Source organism: Prochlorococcus sp. G4PB17 (assembly GCF_059772445.1).
Genome location: NZ_CM186288.1, coordinates 1,575,392 through 1,588,310, shown reverse-complemented (window position 1 = coordinate 1,588,310; position 12,919 = coordinate 1,575,392). Strand labels below are relative to the sequence as shown.

At 35.1% G+C, this 12,919-nt stretch carries 16 protein-coding genes; 11 read left to right on the top strand and 5 right to left on the bottom strand.

The window, feature by feature from the left end; translation table 11 throughout:
* Window positions 1–44 precede the first annotated feature (44 nt).
* A complete protein-coding gene (locus tag AC6EJB_RS09065) occupies window positions 45–368 on the bottom strand; it encodes a translation initiation factor (protein ID WP_498491111.1) in 324 nt (107 codons plus the stop codon).
* 40 nt (window positions 369–408) lie between these two features.
* Between AC6EJB_RS09065 and trpB the strand changes: the two genes are divergently transcribed.
* Window positions 409–1,662, top strand: coding sequence for a tryptophan synthase subunit beta (gene trpB / locus AC6EJB_RS09060; protein ID WP_498491110.1), 1,254 nt, complete (start codon window positions 409–411; stop codon window positions 1,660–1,662).
* An 11-nt stretch (window positions 1,663–1,673) separates the two neighbouring features.
* Here the strand turns inward: trpB and AC6EJB_RS09055 are convergent, their stop codons facing one another.
* A complete protein-coding gene (locus tag AC6EJB_RS09055) occupies window positions 1,674–2,030 on the bottom strand; it encodes a rhodanese-like domain-containing protein (protein WP_498491109.1) in 357 nt (118 codons plus the stop codon).
* A 76-nt stretch (window positions 2,031–2,106) separates the two neighbouring features.
* Here AC6EJB_RS09055 and AC6EJB_RS09050 point away from each other — a divergent pair, with 76 nt between their 5' ends.
* From AC6EJB_RS09050 to AC6EJB_RS09010, 9 genes are all read left to right on the top strand, one after another.
* Window positions 2,107–3,693 carry a DUF3352 domain-containing protein gene (locus tag AC6EJB_RS09050; RefSeq protein WP_498491108.1) on the top strand — a complete coding sequence of 529 codons (1,587 nt, stop codon included), beginning with the start codon at window positions 2,107–2,109 and terminating at the stop codon, window positions 3,691–3,693.
* Window positions 3,694–3,833: 140 nt separating this feature from the next.
* Window positions 3,834–4,961 carry a citrate synthase gene (locus AC6EJB_RS09045; RefSeq protein WP_498491106.1) on the top strand — a complete coding sequence of 376 codons (1,128 nt, stop codon included), beginning with the start codon at window positions 3,834–3,836 and terminating at the stop codon, window positions 4,959–4,961.
* Between the two features lie 75 nt (window positions 4,962–5,036).
* A complete protein-coding gene (nuoH, locus tag AC6EJB_RS09040) occupies window positions 5,037–6,155 on the top strand; it encodes an NADH-quinone oxidoreductase subunit NuoH (RefSeq protein WP_072013361.1) in 1,119 nt (372 codons plus the stop codon).
* Window positions 6,156–6,262: 107 nt separating this feature from the next.
* Window positions 6,263–6,916 (top strand): NAD(P)H-quinone oxidoreductase subunit I, encoded by a 654-nt coding sequence (ndhI, locus tag AC6EJB_RS09035; protein WP_498491105.1) that lies wholly within the window; start codon window positions 6,263–6,265, stop codon window positions 6,914–6,916.
* Window positions 6,916–7,518, top strand: coding sequence for an NADH-quinone oxidoreductase subunit J (locus AC6EJB_RS09030; protein WP_498491104.1), 603 nt, complete (start codon window positions 6,916–6,918; stop codon window positions 7,516–7,518). Before ndhI ends, AC6EJB_RS09030 begins: the two co-directional genes overlap by 1 nt.
* Before the next feature lie 34 nt (window positions 7,519–7,552).
* Window positions 7,553–7,882, top strand: a complete 330-nt coding sequence (gene nuoK / locus AC6EJB_RS09025) for an NADH-quinone oxidoreductase subunit NuoK (RefSeq protein ID WP_498491103.1) — start codon at window positions 7,553–7,555, stop codon at window positions 7,880–7,882.
* A 9-nt stretch (window positions 7,883–7,891) separates the two neighbouring features.
* A complete protein-coding gene (locus AC6EJB_RS09020; RefSeq protein WP_498491101.1) occupies window positions 7,892–8,800 on the top strand; it encodes an NAD(+) kinase in 909 nt (302 codons plus the stop codon).
* Window positions 8,801–8,803: 3 nt separating this feature from the next.
* Window positions 8,804–9,304, top strand: coding sequence for a CYTH domain-containing protein (locus tag AC6EJB_RS09015; protein WP_498491100.1), 501 nt, complete (start codon window positions 8,804–8,806; stop codon window positions 9,302–9,304).
* Window positions 9,305–9,384: 80 nt separating this feature from the next.
* Window positions 9,385–9,534 carry a hypothetical protein gene (locus AC6EJB_RS09010; RefSeq protein WP_498491099.1) on the top strand — a complete coding sequence of 50 codons (150 nt, stop codon included), beginning with the start codon at window positions 9,385–9,387 and terminating at the stop codon, window positions 9,532–9,534.
* A gap of 5 nt (window positions 9,535–9,539) precedes the next feature.
* Here AC6EJB_RS09010 and pedR read toward each other — a convergent pair whose 3' ends face one another.
* On the bottom strand, window positions 9,540–9,812 hold the full coding sequence (gene pedR / locus AC6EJB_RS09005; RefSeq protein WP_038650892.1) for a photosynthetic electron transport-dependent transcriptional regulator PedR: 273 nt from the start codon (window positions 9,810–9,812) through the stop codon (window positions 9,540–9,542).
* 84 nt (window positions 9,813–9,896) lie between these two features.
* On the opposite strand from pedR, the gene AC6EJB_RS09000 reads away from it, so the two are divergent.
* Complete coding sequence (locus AC6EJB_RS09000; RefSeq protein ID WP_498491098.1) at window positions 9,897–10,778, top strand: methylenetetrahydrofolate reductase; 882 nt, start codon at window positions 9,897–9,899, stop codon at window positions 10,776–10,778.
* Here the strand turns inward: AC6EJB_RS09000 and AC6EJB_RS08995 are convergent.
* Together AC6EJB_RS08995 and AC6EJB_RS08990 are read right to left on the bottom strand one after the other, a co-directional pair.
* Entirely contained in the window at window positions 10,771–11,949 is a 1,179-nt protein-coding gene (locus tag AC6EJB_RS08995) for a sugar phosphate nucleotidyltransferase (protein WP_498491097.1), read from the bottom strand. The two genes, AC6EJB_RS09000 and AC6EJB_RS08995, sit on opposite strands and share 8 nt — an antisense overlap.
* Window positions 11,950–12,005: 56 nt before the next feature.
* Entirely contained in the window at window positions 12,006–12,899 is an 894-nt protein-coding gene (locus tag AC6EJB_RS08990; protein WP_498491095.1) for a segregation/condensation protein A, read from the bottom strand.
* Window positions 12,900–12,919: the final 20 nt, after the last annotated feature.

Here is a 12,919-nt window from a genome sequence, read left to right as displayed (position 1 = left end):
ACCTAATCGTTTACTATTTCCATGTTGATCGACACAGTTTAATCCTAAGCTCCACTCTGTTTTGGCCTAAAACCCTCCTTAAAAAGAAATTCTTGAGCTTTTGATATTTGATCTCCTTGTAACTCTAAAAAATCGCCTTTCAAAGCTCCCCCTGTTCCGCAGGCTATTTTTAAATTCTTAAGAACTTTTTTTGCCTCTACTTGCTTTAATTCAAGTCCTTTAATAACAGTAACCAGTTTTCCTTTCTTTCCAGATCGAGTTCTTTCAATACGAACTTGTCGCTTTCCTTTAGGAGTAACACTATTTTGAGTGTCATTCTCTATTGTCTTAAGAGGGTCATTAAATTCACTCCAGCCACCTTTGGACATTTTCTTGTGTTTTAGATGGCAACTATTTTATTAATCTAAGGTGACAAGTACACTCCCAACACAATTTAAAGATTCGGATTTATCTCCATTAACAAGACCAAATGCTCTTGGTCGATTTGGTAAGTACGGGGGACAATATGTTCCTGAAACTTTAATACCTGCCCTTATCGAATTAGAGCAAGCTGCTAAAGAAGCATGGAAAGATTCTTTATTCAATTCAGAACTGAATCATTTACTAAAAACTTACGTAGGGAGATCAACTCCTCTATATGAAGCCACAAGATTGACTGAACATTACAGAAAAAATACATTAAAAGGACCACGGATTTGGCTTAAAAGAGAAGACTTGAATCACACAGGTGCTCACAAAATAAATAATGCACTTGGGCAAGCTCTTCTTGCGATACGGATGGGAAAAAAAAGAATTATTGCTGAGACTGGAGCCGGTCAGCATGGAGTTGCGACTGCGACAGTCTGCGCTCGTTTTGGATTGGAATGCATTATCTATATGGGCAAAGAAGATATGCGAAGACAAGCCTTAAACGTATTCCGAATGCAATTGCTGGGAGCTTCAGTGAGGCCAGTAACAAGTGGAACTGCGACACTCAAAGATGCCACTAGCGAAGCTATTCGAGATTGGGTTACTAATGTTCAAACAACTCATTATATTCTCGGTTCAGTTGCGGGGCCACATCCATATCCAATGTTGGTTAGAGATTTTCACGCGGTTATTGGAGAGGAGACAAAACAACAATGTAAGCAAGCTTTTGGGAGGTCTCCCGATGTTCTTTTAGCTTGTGTTGGTGGCGGATCGAATGCAATGGGTTTATTCCATTCTTTTGTCGAAGACAAAAGTGTACGAATGATTGGAGTTGAAGCTGCTGGAGATGGAGTCGAAACTGGTCGACATGCCGCGACAATTACTGAAGGAAGGATAGGAGTTCTTCATGGAGCCATGAGTCTCTTGCTGCAAGACAAAGATGGGCAAGTTGAGGAGGCTCATTCCATTAGCGCAGGTCTTGATTATCCAGGAGTTGGACCGGAACATAGTTACTTCAAAGAAATTGGTCGTGCTGAATATGCAGCTGTTACTGACAATGAAGCCATCAAAGCTTTGCAATTAGTTAGTAAACTTGAAGGTATTATTCCTGCTCTCGAAACTGCTCATGCATTTGCCTATCTAGAAACACTTTGCCCGTCTCTCAATCAAAATTCAGAAATTGTCATTAACTGCTCTGGTAGAGGAGACAAAGATGTGAATACAGTTGCTGAAAAACTAGGATCAAAAATATAAAGCAAAACCTCTTAGTACCTTGGAACAGATTGATCAACCTCAGTACTCCAAGCGTCTATTCCCCCGGCTAGATTCCAAACACTTTTAGTTATTCCTTGTTCCAAAAGCCAAATACCAAAATTCAGACTTCTCACACCCGCATGACAGACAATGACAACAGGCTGATCTTTCGGTAACAGTTCACCTATTTGGGCTGACCAGTTTGCAGCCTTACTCAAAGGAAGATGTAATACTGAAAATGAAAATGAAGCAATAGCAATTTCATTATCCTCTCTAACATCTACAATGAAAGGTTTGTCAGAAGAATCATCTTCTAAGATTTTATTTAATTCTTTTGGAGATATATTTAAAGGAATATTCTGGTTCATATTGGAGATTTTAAGTAAAGATAAAGCTTTCTCTTATCAAAGCTCAAAAAGTATACAAATCCTAAAATAATAAAAAATGAAATCACGTCTATCTTATTTTTTAATATCAGGAATAGTAATTTTATCAATTTTGACAGGAATATTTATCTTGCACAATAAGAAATTAAAGCAAATCCCTAAGTTCAATGAACAATCCTTTCATGCTCCAGTTTCGTCGCAATATATACCAACAAATGCTGATCTCATTTTTCACTGGAAAATAAATCCAGCTATACTTCCAAACTACATCGCAAGTTATCAAGACAAATCAAGTAAAAATACTATAAATAAAAAAATAAGTTTTATTAGAGATTCTTCTTTTAAATTAATTAGTCTTGATTTTGCAAAAGACATCTCAAAATGGATAGGAGATTATGGGAGCTTTGCAGTATTTGATTCAAATCCAAACACTCTAAATAATTGGATGATGGTCTTAGCAATAAAAGAAGATGTAAATTTTGAAACTGAATTAGAATCTATTCTAGGTTCAAAAATTGTTGATGAAAATATAAATCTAATCAATAAAAAAAACAACTCTAAAATAGAAATAATATCAAAAAAAATTAATTCAAATAACTCAATTTACCTTACGAATGATCAAGATAATCTTTTAATAGCATCCAATCCAAAAATCATAAAATCTTCAATAGAGAAATTTGATAGCAATCTATTAAATACAAAAAATAAGTATAAGAATATACAATTAAAGGATAATCTTAAAGACGGGATATTATTATTAGAAATGTCTCCAAAGAAGATTTTAAATCTTATCGGTCAAGAAGAAAACTTATTTGAGATAAACAAGATAGATAATCTTATATCTTCTATAAATCTAGATAAAAATAAATTAAATCTAGAAGGAATAATATCTTATAATAATAAAACAAAAATGCCAGTCAAAGATATTAATTATCATTTAATTGATATTAAAAAAGAATCTGAATTGTTTCAAGATTTCATATTAGTTGATAATCCCGCGCAGTACTTGAGTAAAGATTCTAGCCATCCATATCAAAAGCTGATCGCATCTCTTATTCAAAAATCAACAACTTCAGATTATTCTAAACTTTTCAAAATAATTCTTGAAAACTCTAAAGGAAATATTATTTGGATAAATAATAAAGACTGGTTAGTTTTAAGCAGGAAGTCTGATACGAACAAAACAGAAATAAGCAATATCTTAAAAAAAGAGAACTTCCTAAATTCAAATATAGATTTTAAAAACAGAAAGCTAGAGATTTGGTCAAAAATCAGTACATATGAAAATGATAAATATGAGCTAAAAGAAAATATTGAGGCAATTATTGAAGAAGATGAAGAGACTTACATTTGGAGTCAAAACTTATCTTCTATTTCAAATTTTGATAATACAAATTACTTACAATATTATTCAGATAATGAACAGAATATAGATAAATTTAATGATTTTAATGATGTCCTTAGAATACATTTAGGGGAAGAAAAAACTAAGGCAGTTTTAAATAATTTCTATCCATATATCTTATTTAAAACTATGTTAGGAAACAAAATAACTCCTCCTCAGAATATTGATATCTCTATTGCCATCCCTACAATTAATTACCCAGACTTCATTAAAGCTAAAATCAACTTAAAAACAAGTTAATAAAAATTTTAAAGTGCTATATTTATTACATAGCTTAATTCTATATAATAAACTCAAGTTGAAAATTATTTTTTCCAATTGGACAGAAAAACTATTTTGCAGGAGCTAAAGCCATAGATAACGAACAAAAGACAACTAATTTGGTTTTAAAGCCAGGCTTGGAAGGAGTTCCAGTAACCAAGTCAGGGATATGCGAAATCAATGGAACAGAAGGAAAACTGAACTACAGAGGTTATCCAATATCTGAACTAGCCCAAAAAAGTAGTTTTTTAGAAACCGCATTTCTTTTGATATGGGGAGAACTTCCGAACAAAAATGAGCTTCAGAAATTTGAAGAGGACGTTCAAATGCATAGACGAGTGAGCTTTCGCATTAGAGATATGCTCAAGTGTTTTCCAGAGTCTGGACATCCAATGGATGCTCTGCAAGCAAGTGCTGCATCTCTGGGCCTCTTTTATTCTCGAAGAGCAATTGATGATCCAAAATATATCTACGATGCAGTAGTGAGGCTGATTGCAAAAATTCCAACTATGGTTGCTGCTTTCGAGCAAATAAGAAAAGGAGATGATCCAATTCAACCCCAGGATGATTTACCGTATTCCTCCAATTTCCTTTATATGCTAACCGAGAGGGAACCAAATCCTCTTGCAGCAAGAGTCTTCGATAGATGTTTAATTCTTCATGCCGAGCACAGTCTCAATGCAAGTACGTTTAGTGCAAGAGTAACTGCCAGCACACTAACTGATCCTTATGCTGTCGTAGCATCTGCCGTTGGGACATTGGCTGGACCTCTTCATGGAGGGGCCAACGAAGATGTGACAGCAATGCTAGAAGAAATTGGAAGCCCAGATAAAGCATCTTCATTTCTAAATGATGCGATTGCAAAGAAAAGGAAAATCATGGGCTTTGGGCACAGGGAGTATCGTGTAAAAGACCCTAGGGCAACAATTTTACAAGCCTTCGCAGAGGAACTTTTCGTGGAATTTGGTAAAGATGAAATGTATGAAGTAGCCAAAGCACTTGAAGAAGATGCTATTTCCAGACTCGGGCCAAAAGGTATATTCCCAAATGTTGACTTTTATTCTGGACTTGTTTATCGAAAGCTTGGTATTCCTCGAGATTTGTTTACACCAGTTTTTGCGATTTCCAGAGTTGCTGGTTGGTTGGCTCACTGGAGAGAGCAACTTGGAGCAAATAGAATTTTTCGACCATCACAAATTTATGAAGGAGAAAAAATCAGAAATTGGCAGCCTCTTAATAGAAGATAATTTGAAATTTAATTTTTTCGAATTTAAAATTAATTCAAAATTACACTAACCTTGTTAATAGATTAAATATTAGAAGTGAATTCAGGTATAGACCTTGAAATGAGTTTTACCCAAGGTGTTCAAAACCTTGGTTTATCTCATGAATTAGCACATCTTTTATGGATTCCTCTCCCGATGCTTTTAGTATTGGTGTCGGCTGTTATTGGTGTATTAGTAACCGTTTGGCTTGAACGAAAAATTTCTGCAGCTGCTCAACAGAGAATTGGGCCTGAATATGCAGGTGCACTTGGTATTCTTCAGCCCATGGCAGATGGGTTAAAACTTTTAGTCAAAGAGGACATCATCCCAGCAAGAGCAGACAGTGTACTTTTCACAGTTGGTCCAATATTAGTTTTAGTTCCTGTAATTTTATCTTGGTTAATTGTTCCATTCGGACAAAATCTTTTAATTAGCAATGTTGGTATTGGCATTTTCTTGTGGATTGCCCTTAGCAGTATCCAACCTATTGGCCTATTAATGAGTGGCTATTCTTCTAATAATAAATATTCTTTGCTAGGTGGACTTAGAGCTGCCGCACAATCAATTAGTTATGAAATTCCACTAGCGCTAGCGGTTTTGGCAATAGTTATGATGAGCAATTCATTGAGTACTGTTGATATAGTTGAACAACAAAATACTGCTGGTTTTCTTAGCTGGAATATATGGCGACAACCTGTAGGTTTTATTATTTTTTGGATTTGTGCATTAGCTGAATGTGAGAGACTACCTTTTGATTTGCCGGAGGCAGAGGAAGAACTTGTAGCTGGTTATCAAACTGAATATGCAGGTATGAAATTTGCTCTGTTTTACTTAGCTGGGTATATAAATCTTGTTTTATCTGCTTTACTTGTCTCGGTTCTTTATTTAGGAGGATGGGGTTTTCCAATCTCAATTGATTGGTTTTCATCTTTGATAGGTCTTTCAATTGATAACCCATTAGTTCAAATTATTGCTGCGTCTCTTGGAATTGTTATGACAATTCTAAAGGCTTATTTACTGGTTTTTTTAGCAATCTTATTGAGATGGACTACTCCAAGAGTTCGGATTGATCAGCTACTTGATTTAGGATGGAAGTTTCTTTTACCTATTTCGTTGGTCAATTTGCTTGTAACTGCTTCACTTAAATTGGCATTTCCTATGACATTTGGCGGATAAAAGAAAAGCAACACAATCGCTATTTTTTAAGTAAAAGTACCTACATTTACTTGAAAAAAACTGTATAATGACTAAAGTAAAAATAGGCCACCGGCAGCAAATTTCATATGCTTGGTTTCCTTGAAAAAGTTGCCGACTACACTAAAGAAGCCGTTAGTGCAGCGAAATATTTAGTTGATGGACTAGGCGTTACTTTCGACCATATGCGTCGAAGACCTGTAACGGTTCAATACCCTTACGAAAAGCTCATTCCCTCTGAGCGTTATAGAGGAAGGATTCATTATGAATTCGACAAGTGTATTGCTTGTGAGGTTTGCGTGAGGGTATGCCCAATTAATCTTCCAGTTGTTGATTGGGTAATGAATAAAGAAACCAAGAAAAAAGAATTAAGAAATTATTCTATTGACTTTGGTGCATGTATTTTTTGTGGAAATTGTGTTGAATATTGCCCTACAAATTGCTTATCAATGACAGAAGAATATGAACTAGCTGCATTTGATAGACATAGCCTTAACTACGATAATGTTGCTCTTGGAAGACTACCAACAAGTGTCACTTCAGATCCATCAGTTCGTCCTCTAAGAGAATTAGCTTATTTACCCGAGGGCATTATGGACCCTCACGAATTACCTGTGAACCAAAAAAGAGCAGGTAAACTTCCGAGTCAGATTATAAAAGAACTACAAGCCGGGCAATCACAAGAAGAAGATAAGAAAAATTCTTCCGATATCGTTTCAAATAAATTAAATTCTACTAATTAATGAATATCGCTTATTCAACAGAATTAATTTGCTTTTTAATTCTTAGTTCTGTCATAGTTTCTGGAAGTTTGGCAGTTGTTTTATTAGAAAATATTGTTTACTCAGCATTTTTATTAGGCGGAGTATTTATGGCTGTAGCAGGTTTATATCTTTTACTAAATGCTAGTTTTGTCGCAGCAGCTCAAATCCTTGTGTATGTAGGAGCTGTGAATGTTTTGATATTATTTGCAATAATGTTGGTTAATAATAAAGAAAAATTAAAACCCATTGAAGGTCTTAAAACTAGAAAATTAATATCTGGTGGTATTTGTGGTGGGTTATTAATTTTATTATTGCGAGTAAGCATTACCACTCAATGGAAATTACCTGGACCAACCTCTATTGGTGAAGAAGCAACCGAAAGAATTGGTGAACATCTTTTCACAGATTATTTATTACCTTTTGAGCTTGCTTCTATTCTATTATTAATGGCTATGATCGGAGCAATTGTATTAGCAAGAAGAGAAGTCTCAATTCCAACAGATGATACAAATGATTTAAAGAACAAAAAGTCCTTAAGTGATAAAAAAATTCCTCTTCTTTCCGATAATAGTTTAAAATGAATTTAATTATAAATATAAATTCTACTCACTAAAAATGTTAGAGAATTCCATTGGACCAGTACCTCTTCAGGCTTATCTTATAATAGCTGCATTTCTTTTCTGTACAGGTGTCTGGGGATTAATAAATAGTAGAAATGCTGTACGAGTTTTAATGAGTATTGAATTGATGTTAAATGCAGTAAATATAAATCTTATGAGTTTTTCATCTTATATAGATGGATCAATAATCAGAGGACAAGTATTTTCAATTTTTGTTATTACAGTAGCAGCTGCTGAGGCAGCTGTTGGACTTGCAATACTACTTTCATTGTATAGAAATAGAGTTACTATTGATATGGAAAGTTTTAATCTACTCAAATGGTAGGTATTATCAATGACAACAAATCTGATCTGGATCTTATATAGATCAGATAGCGATGCTGCATATAAAGAAACCTTAAATTGTAAGAAAATAATTGAAGGTTATGGAAAAAAAGTTTTATTTTCAGAGATAAGTAATGAAACCAATAATATTAATCAATTATTTTCATTATCTGATATTTTACCTGAAATCGCTCTTGTTTTAGGAGGTGATGGAACAGTTTTACGAGCCGCTAGATTTTTATCCCCAAACAACATACCTATATTAAGTTTCAATGTTGGAGGGAATCTAGGATTTTTGACCCACGATCGTCATATCTTAAAGCAAGCAAATTTTTGGGAAAGAGTTTCAAATAATAGATTTAATATACAAAAAAGAATGATGCTTGAAGCTACTATATTTACCGAAAATAAAAATTATGATAGCAAAATCAAAAGATCATTTTTTGCACTCAATGATTTTTATTTACGATCTTGCACAGAAGAAATATCACCTACCTGCAGCCTTGAGCTTGAAATAGATGGTGAAGCTGTTGACAAATACAAAGGAGATGGACTTATCTTCTCAACCCCAACAGGTTCTACTGCTTACTCTATGGCCGCGGGAGGGCCAATAATACATCCTTCCTTAGATGCAATTATCGTAAGTGCAATATGTCCAATGAGTCTTGCCAGTAGACCAATTGTGGTCCCCCCTGAATCTCAATTAGTAATAAAGCCAATAAGAGAAAAGAAGCAAAAAATAAAGCTATGGTTAGATGGATCTAGTGGATGTTTAATTGAACTTAATGATACATGCTTAATAAAGAAATCTAATCATTCAACCTCAATAATAATTTTAGATGAAAATCTTTCTTATTATAAGACAATCACTCAAAAACTTCATTGGGCCAGCAGCCTTAATGAGAACAATAAACAATAAATTATGGGTATAGAAATCGAAAGAAGATTCTTAGTTGAAAATGAAGATTGGAGGTCTAAGGCAATACTCAGTGAAGATTTTAGTCAAGCCTACTTAAATTCCAGTGTAAATGAATGGGCTACTCGCATAAGGACAATAGACAATAAAAAAGCATACATAACAATAAAGTCCTCTTTTAATGGATTAAAAAATTATGAATATGAATACTCAATTCCTATAAAAGATGCTATTGAATTAATACACTTATCTAAATATAGAATTACTAAAACTCGTTATCAGCTAATAATAAATAAAAAAATTTGGGTGGTTGATCTTTTTTATGGCTCCAATTCTTCTTTAAAAATTGCTGAAATTGAATTAAATTCTGAATCTGAAAAAATTCAAATCCCATCATGGTGTGGTCAAGAGATAACTGGGATCAAATCATTAAGCAATGCTTCTCTTGCAAAAACACCCATTTCTAAGTTATCAGTGAAAGATCGGATGAAAGTCGAAGCATCCTAAGCAAAAAGGCAATCCATCCTTTAGATTGTCTTTACAATTATGTTTCTAGCGACTTATGCACCCATTGCAAGAGGTTTAACTTGTATGGCCTTTATGACACAGAAGGTATCCTTCGCTTCACTTGTACTGACAAGGAAGCCTGCATCGCATACGCAAATTTATTTGAGCTTTCATCAATTGAATTTTCTTTAATGCCCTTATCAGATGTCATTGAGGACGAAAATAATTAGATATTTTACGAATCTGTTTCATCTGGCAATGAACAACAATTAAACCCATCACGGCAAATCTTTCCATGATCCATTGCCCAATTCAATAAAGCAACTCTGTTTTTTGATCCTGTTTTTGTAAACATATTGCTCACATGATTATCCACAGTTCTTTTGCTAATTGTCAGTTTCTCAGCAATCTCTTGATTAGTGAGGCCATCTGCAACTAATCCAATAATCTCCATTTCTCTGGCAGAGAGTCCCATATGGGAAGAATTAGCGATTTCTCCTGTAAACATTCCCCTCACTCACAACTCATTATTTAATACTACTTAGATTAGGGCCTTTAATCACCGATAGTAATTATCTAGTAAAAAATACATGTGAAATCTAAACTTCAAAATCGGATTGAATCTGGTTTATCAGCGATTACTGCTGAAATCATGCCTCCAAGGGGGGGAGATGCAGCCTCAGCGCTCTCAAAAGCCGTCAAATTAAAAGATCTTGTGCATGGTTTTAATGTTACTGATGGCAGCAGAGCAATCATGAGAATGAGCAGCCTAGCCTTATGCAAGCTGCTTTTAGAGGCAAATCTAGAACCAGTTCTCCAATTATCATGTAGAGATAGGAATAGAATCGCATTACAAGCTGAATTACTAGGAGCGCATGCTTTAGGAATAACAAATATCCTCTGTTTAACTGGCGATCCAGTAAGAGTTGGAGATCAATCTCAGGCCAAATCAGTTCAAGACTTCAACTCAATAGAACTTATCAATCAAGTTACATCACTTAACAAAGGAATAGATCCAGTATCTGATTTGTTGCCGGATGGCCCTACTAATTTGTTTGCAGGAGCCGCAGCTGATCCAAATTGTAAAGGATTTGATGGTTTAAGGAGAAGAATTGAACTCAAAAAAAAAGCTGGTGCAAATTTCCTTCAGACTCAAATGGTAATGGACCCGAAAATACTTGAGCGATTTTGTAAAGAAATAACTGAGCCTATGAAAATTCCTGTTTTAGCTGGAGTTTTTCTACTCAAGTCTGCTAAAAATGCTCAATTTATCAATCGTGTAGTACCAGGAGCATGCATACCCGAATCAATTATTAAAAGACTTGAGAGTTCTGCTAACCCTATTGATGAAGGCATATCAATTGCTGCTGAGCAAGTAAAAAGTTTTCTAGGTATTGCTAACGGAGTTCACCTAATGGCCGTTAAAGCAGAACAACAAATACCGATAATTTTAGATAGAGCAAATATTAATTAGAAGACCCAATCAGATCAGTACCTAATAATTCAGCCATTGCTTTTTGTTGAGGTGACGGTTCTCCTAAGTCCTGTCTTCTAGCATCAGTAATTAACCAATCTAAAGCAGCCTCCTGCAAATCAAAATGATCACCTTCTTTACCAACACAATATCTACCAAAAACTAACTTCTCTACAAGTTGGACCCCTGGACCAATTAGTGAATAATCAAAGATGATTGAATTATCAATTGTTGCACCCTCACAAATACAACAACTAGGACCAATCATAGAAGGGCCAATGATAGTTACACCATTTTCAATCCTTGTCATTCCACCAACGTAAATAGGTCCTTTTACATTTATTTGATCCCAATTAGCTGCTACATTTAAACCAGTATAGATCCCTGGTCTTACTTGCTTTCCTGGTATTTCAACCTGTCTAACATCCCCTCTAAGCACATTCCTTATTGCTCTCCAATAATCTGGGACTTTACCAATATCAACCCACTCAAAATCCATGGGTAAAGCATAAAAAGGGGCACCTTCTTCTACTAATTTTGGGAACAAATCAGAGCCAATATCAAAAGGTTGGCCAGACGGAATATAATCAAAAATTTCAGGCTCAAACAAATAAATTCCAGTATTAATCGTATCGCCTAATGCATTATCTATAGATGGTTTTTCTTGAAAAGCTTTAACTCGATCTTCCTCATCAGTAACAACAACGCCATAACTACTTACTTGATCTTTTGATACACGTTTAGTGATTAAGCTAGCTAAAGCCCCTTTTTCTTTATGTCGTTTTACAGCTTCAGATAAATCCAAATCAATTAGTGCATCTCCACACAAAACGACAAAAGTATCATCAAAAAATCTCTGAAAATCTTGAATTTTCTTCAAACCACCCGCTGACCCAAGTGCGTCACCAATCAATTCTCCGTCTTCAATACGACCTTCAAAGCTATATGCAATTTCAACTCCAAATCTTTGCCCATCTCTAAAATAATTTTCTATTTCTTCTGCTAAATGAGACACATTAACCATAACCTCAGTAAAACCGTGCTCCTTAAGAAGTTCCAACAGAAACTCCATTACTGGTTTCTGAAGGATAGGAATCATTGGCTTTGGAATCACATGCGTGATCGGCTGAACTCGGGTTCCTTTCCCAGCCGCCAGGATCATCGCCTTCATAGGCGGTTTAACCTAAGCTATACAATGCCAACATAGAATGCTGCCTCCACAATGAGTTAAGCAGCAGCCGGCGAGCCATCTGTCACGTCTAAAGATACAAGAGGTAGTTGGGCTACCATTCCTGGTCCCAAAAGCCTCTTGAGGCTTATTGGGGAAAATAAAGAACCTTTTTGATCAATCTCTATCTTGCCCTGGGAACATAAAAATAATAACGCCCAAAAAACGCCAACTCTATCTGTATCCAAATCATCCGACGCAGAATTTTCTCTCCACCTTTCAACTAATAATTCGAAATCAACCCAATGCAAAGCTTGCTCCCAATCATTTATAAAAATTGCCAACGCAGCTGTTGTTTCAGGTAATTTTTCTCTATGAGCAAGAGATGAAACTTGAGCAATAACTTCCCTATCACTTAATTTTTTATGCCGTAATCTTCTACGATTTTGCAATTCATCATTTTTTAACGATTCAGCAATTGTCTCAAGTTGGTTTATTAATTCTCCTAAAGTTACTGGCCTTCTAAATGGAGGCGGGGCAACAGGTCTTCTAAATAAATGTCTCTCTGGGCGTAAAGGTAATTGAAAACTCTCGTCCAGCCAACCCTGTTCGCCAAAATCAAAGTCTGAATCATCTTCAACCTCATTTTCAAAAGAAAATATTTCAGCTTCAAGAATCTCGGCCTTTAAACCAACCAATACTGAAGCAGCTAAAAAAGCCTCACTACTCTGAGCAAGATCAACCTCGTAACTTCCACCATTTTGGCCTATATGTTGTGAAATCTTCTTTGGAATTTCAATCCTCTGTTTAAGTTGGTCCAAAAAACCATCCACAACTGGAATAACATCCACATCCCATGGATCAATATCTCCGCTTTCCGCAGCATCTTGCAATAAACGAATTGCAAGTCTTGCGCCAGAATCTGCAGTCTGAGTTAAAAGATCAACCGGCAATTAGAACTAAGAATCTAAAC

What these genes read in the sequence shown, in the direction of transcription:
- AC6EJB_RS09065 (WP_498491111.1), bottom strand. Translation starts at nt 368, where the DNA reads ATGTCCAAAGGTGGCTGGAGTGAATTTAATGACCCTCTTAAGACAATA.
- AC6EJB_RS09055 (WP_498491109.1), bottom strand. Translation starts at nt 2,030, where the DNA reads ATGAACCAGAATATTCCTTTAAATATATCTCCAAAAGAATTAAATAAA.
- AC6EJB_RS09050 (WP_498491108.1), top strand. Translation starts at nt 2,107, where the DNA reads ATGAAATCACGTCTATCTTATTTTTTAATATCAGGAATAGTAATTTTA.
- ndhI (WP_498491105.1), top strand. Translation starts at nt 6,263, where the DNA reads ATGCTTGGTTTCCTTGAAAAAGTTGCCGACTACACTAAAGAAGCCGTT.
- AC6EJB_RS09030 (WP_498491104.1), top strand. Translation starts at nt 6,916, where the DNA reads ATGAATATCGCTTATTCAACAGAATTAATTTGCTTTTTAATTCTTAGT.
- nuoK (WP_498491103.1), top strand. Translation starts at nt 7,553, where the DNA reads ATGTTAGAGAATTCCATTGGACCAGTACCTCTTCAGGCTTATCTTATA.
- AC6EJB_RS09020 (WP_498491101.1), top strand. Translation starts at nt 7,892, where the DNA reads ATGACAACAAATCTGATCTGGATCTTATATAGATCAGATAGCGATGCT.
- AC6EJB_RS09015 (WP_498491100.1), top strand. Translation starts at nt 8,804, where the DNA reads ATGGGTATAGAAATCGAAAGAAGATTCTTAGTTGAAAATGAAGATTGG.
- pedR (WP_038650892.1), bottom strand. Translation starts at nt 9,812, where the DNA reads ATGTTTACAGGAGAAATCGCTAATTCTTCCCATATGGGACTCTCTGCC.
- AC6EJB_RS08995 (WP_498491097.1), bottom strand. Translation starts at nt 11,949, where the DNA reads ATGAAGGCGATGATCCTGGCGGCTGGGAAAGGAACCCGAGTTCAGCCG.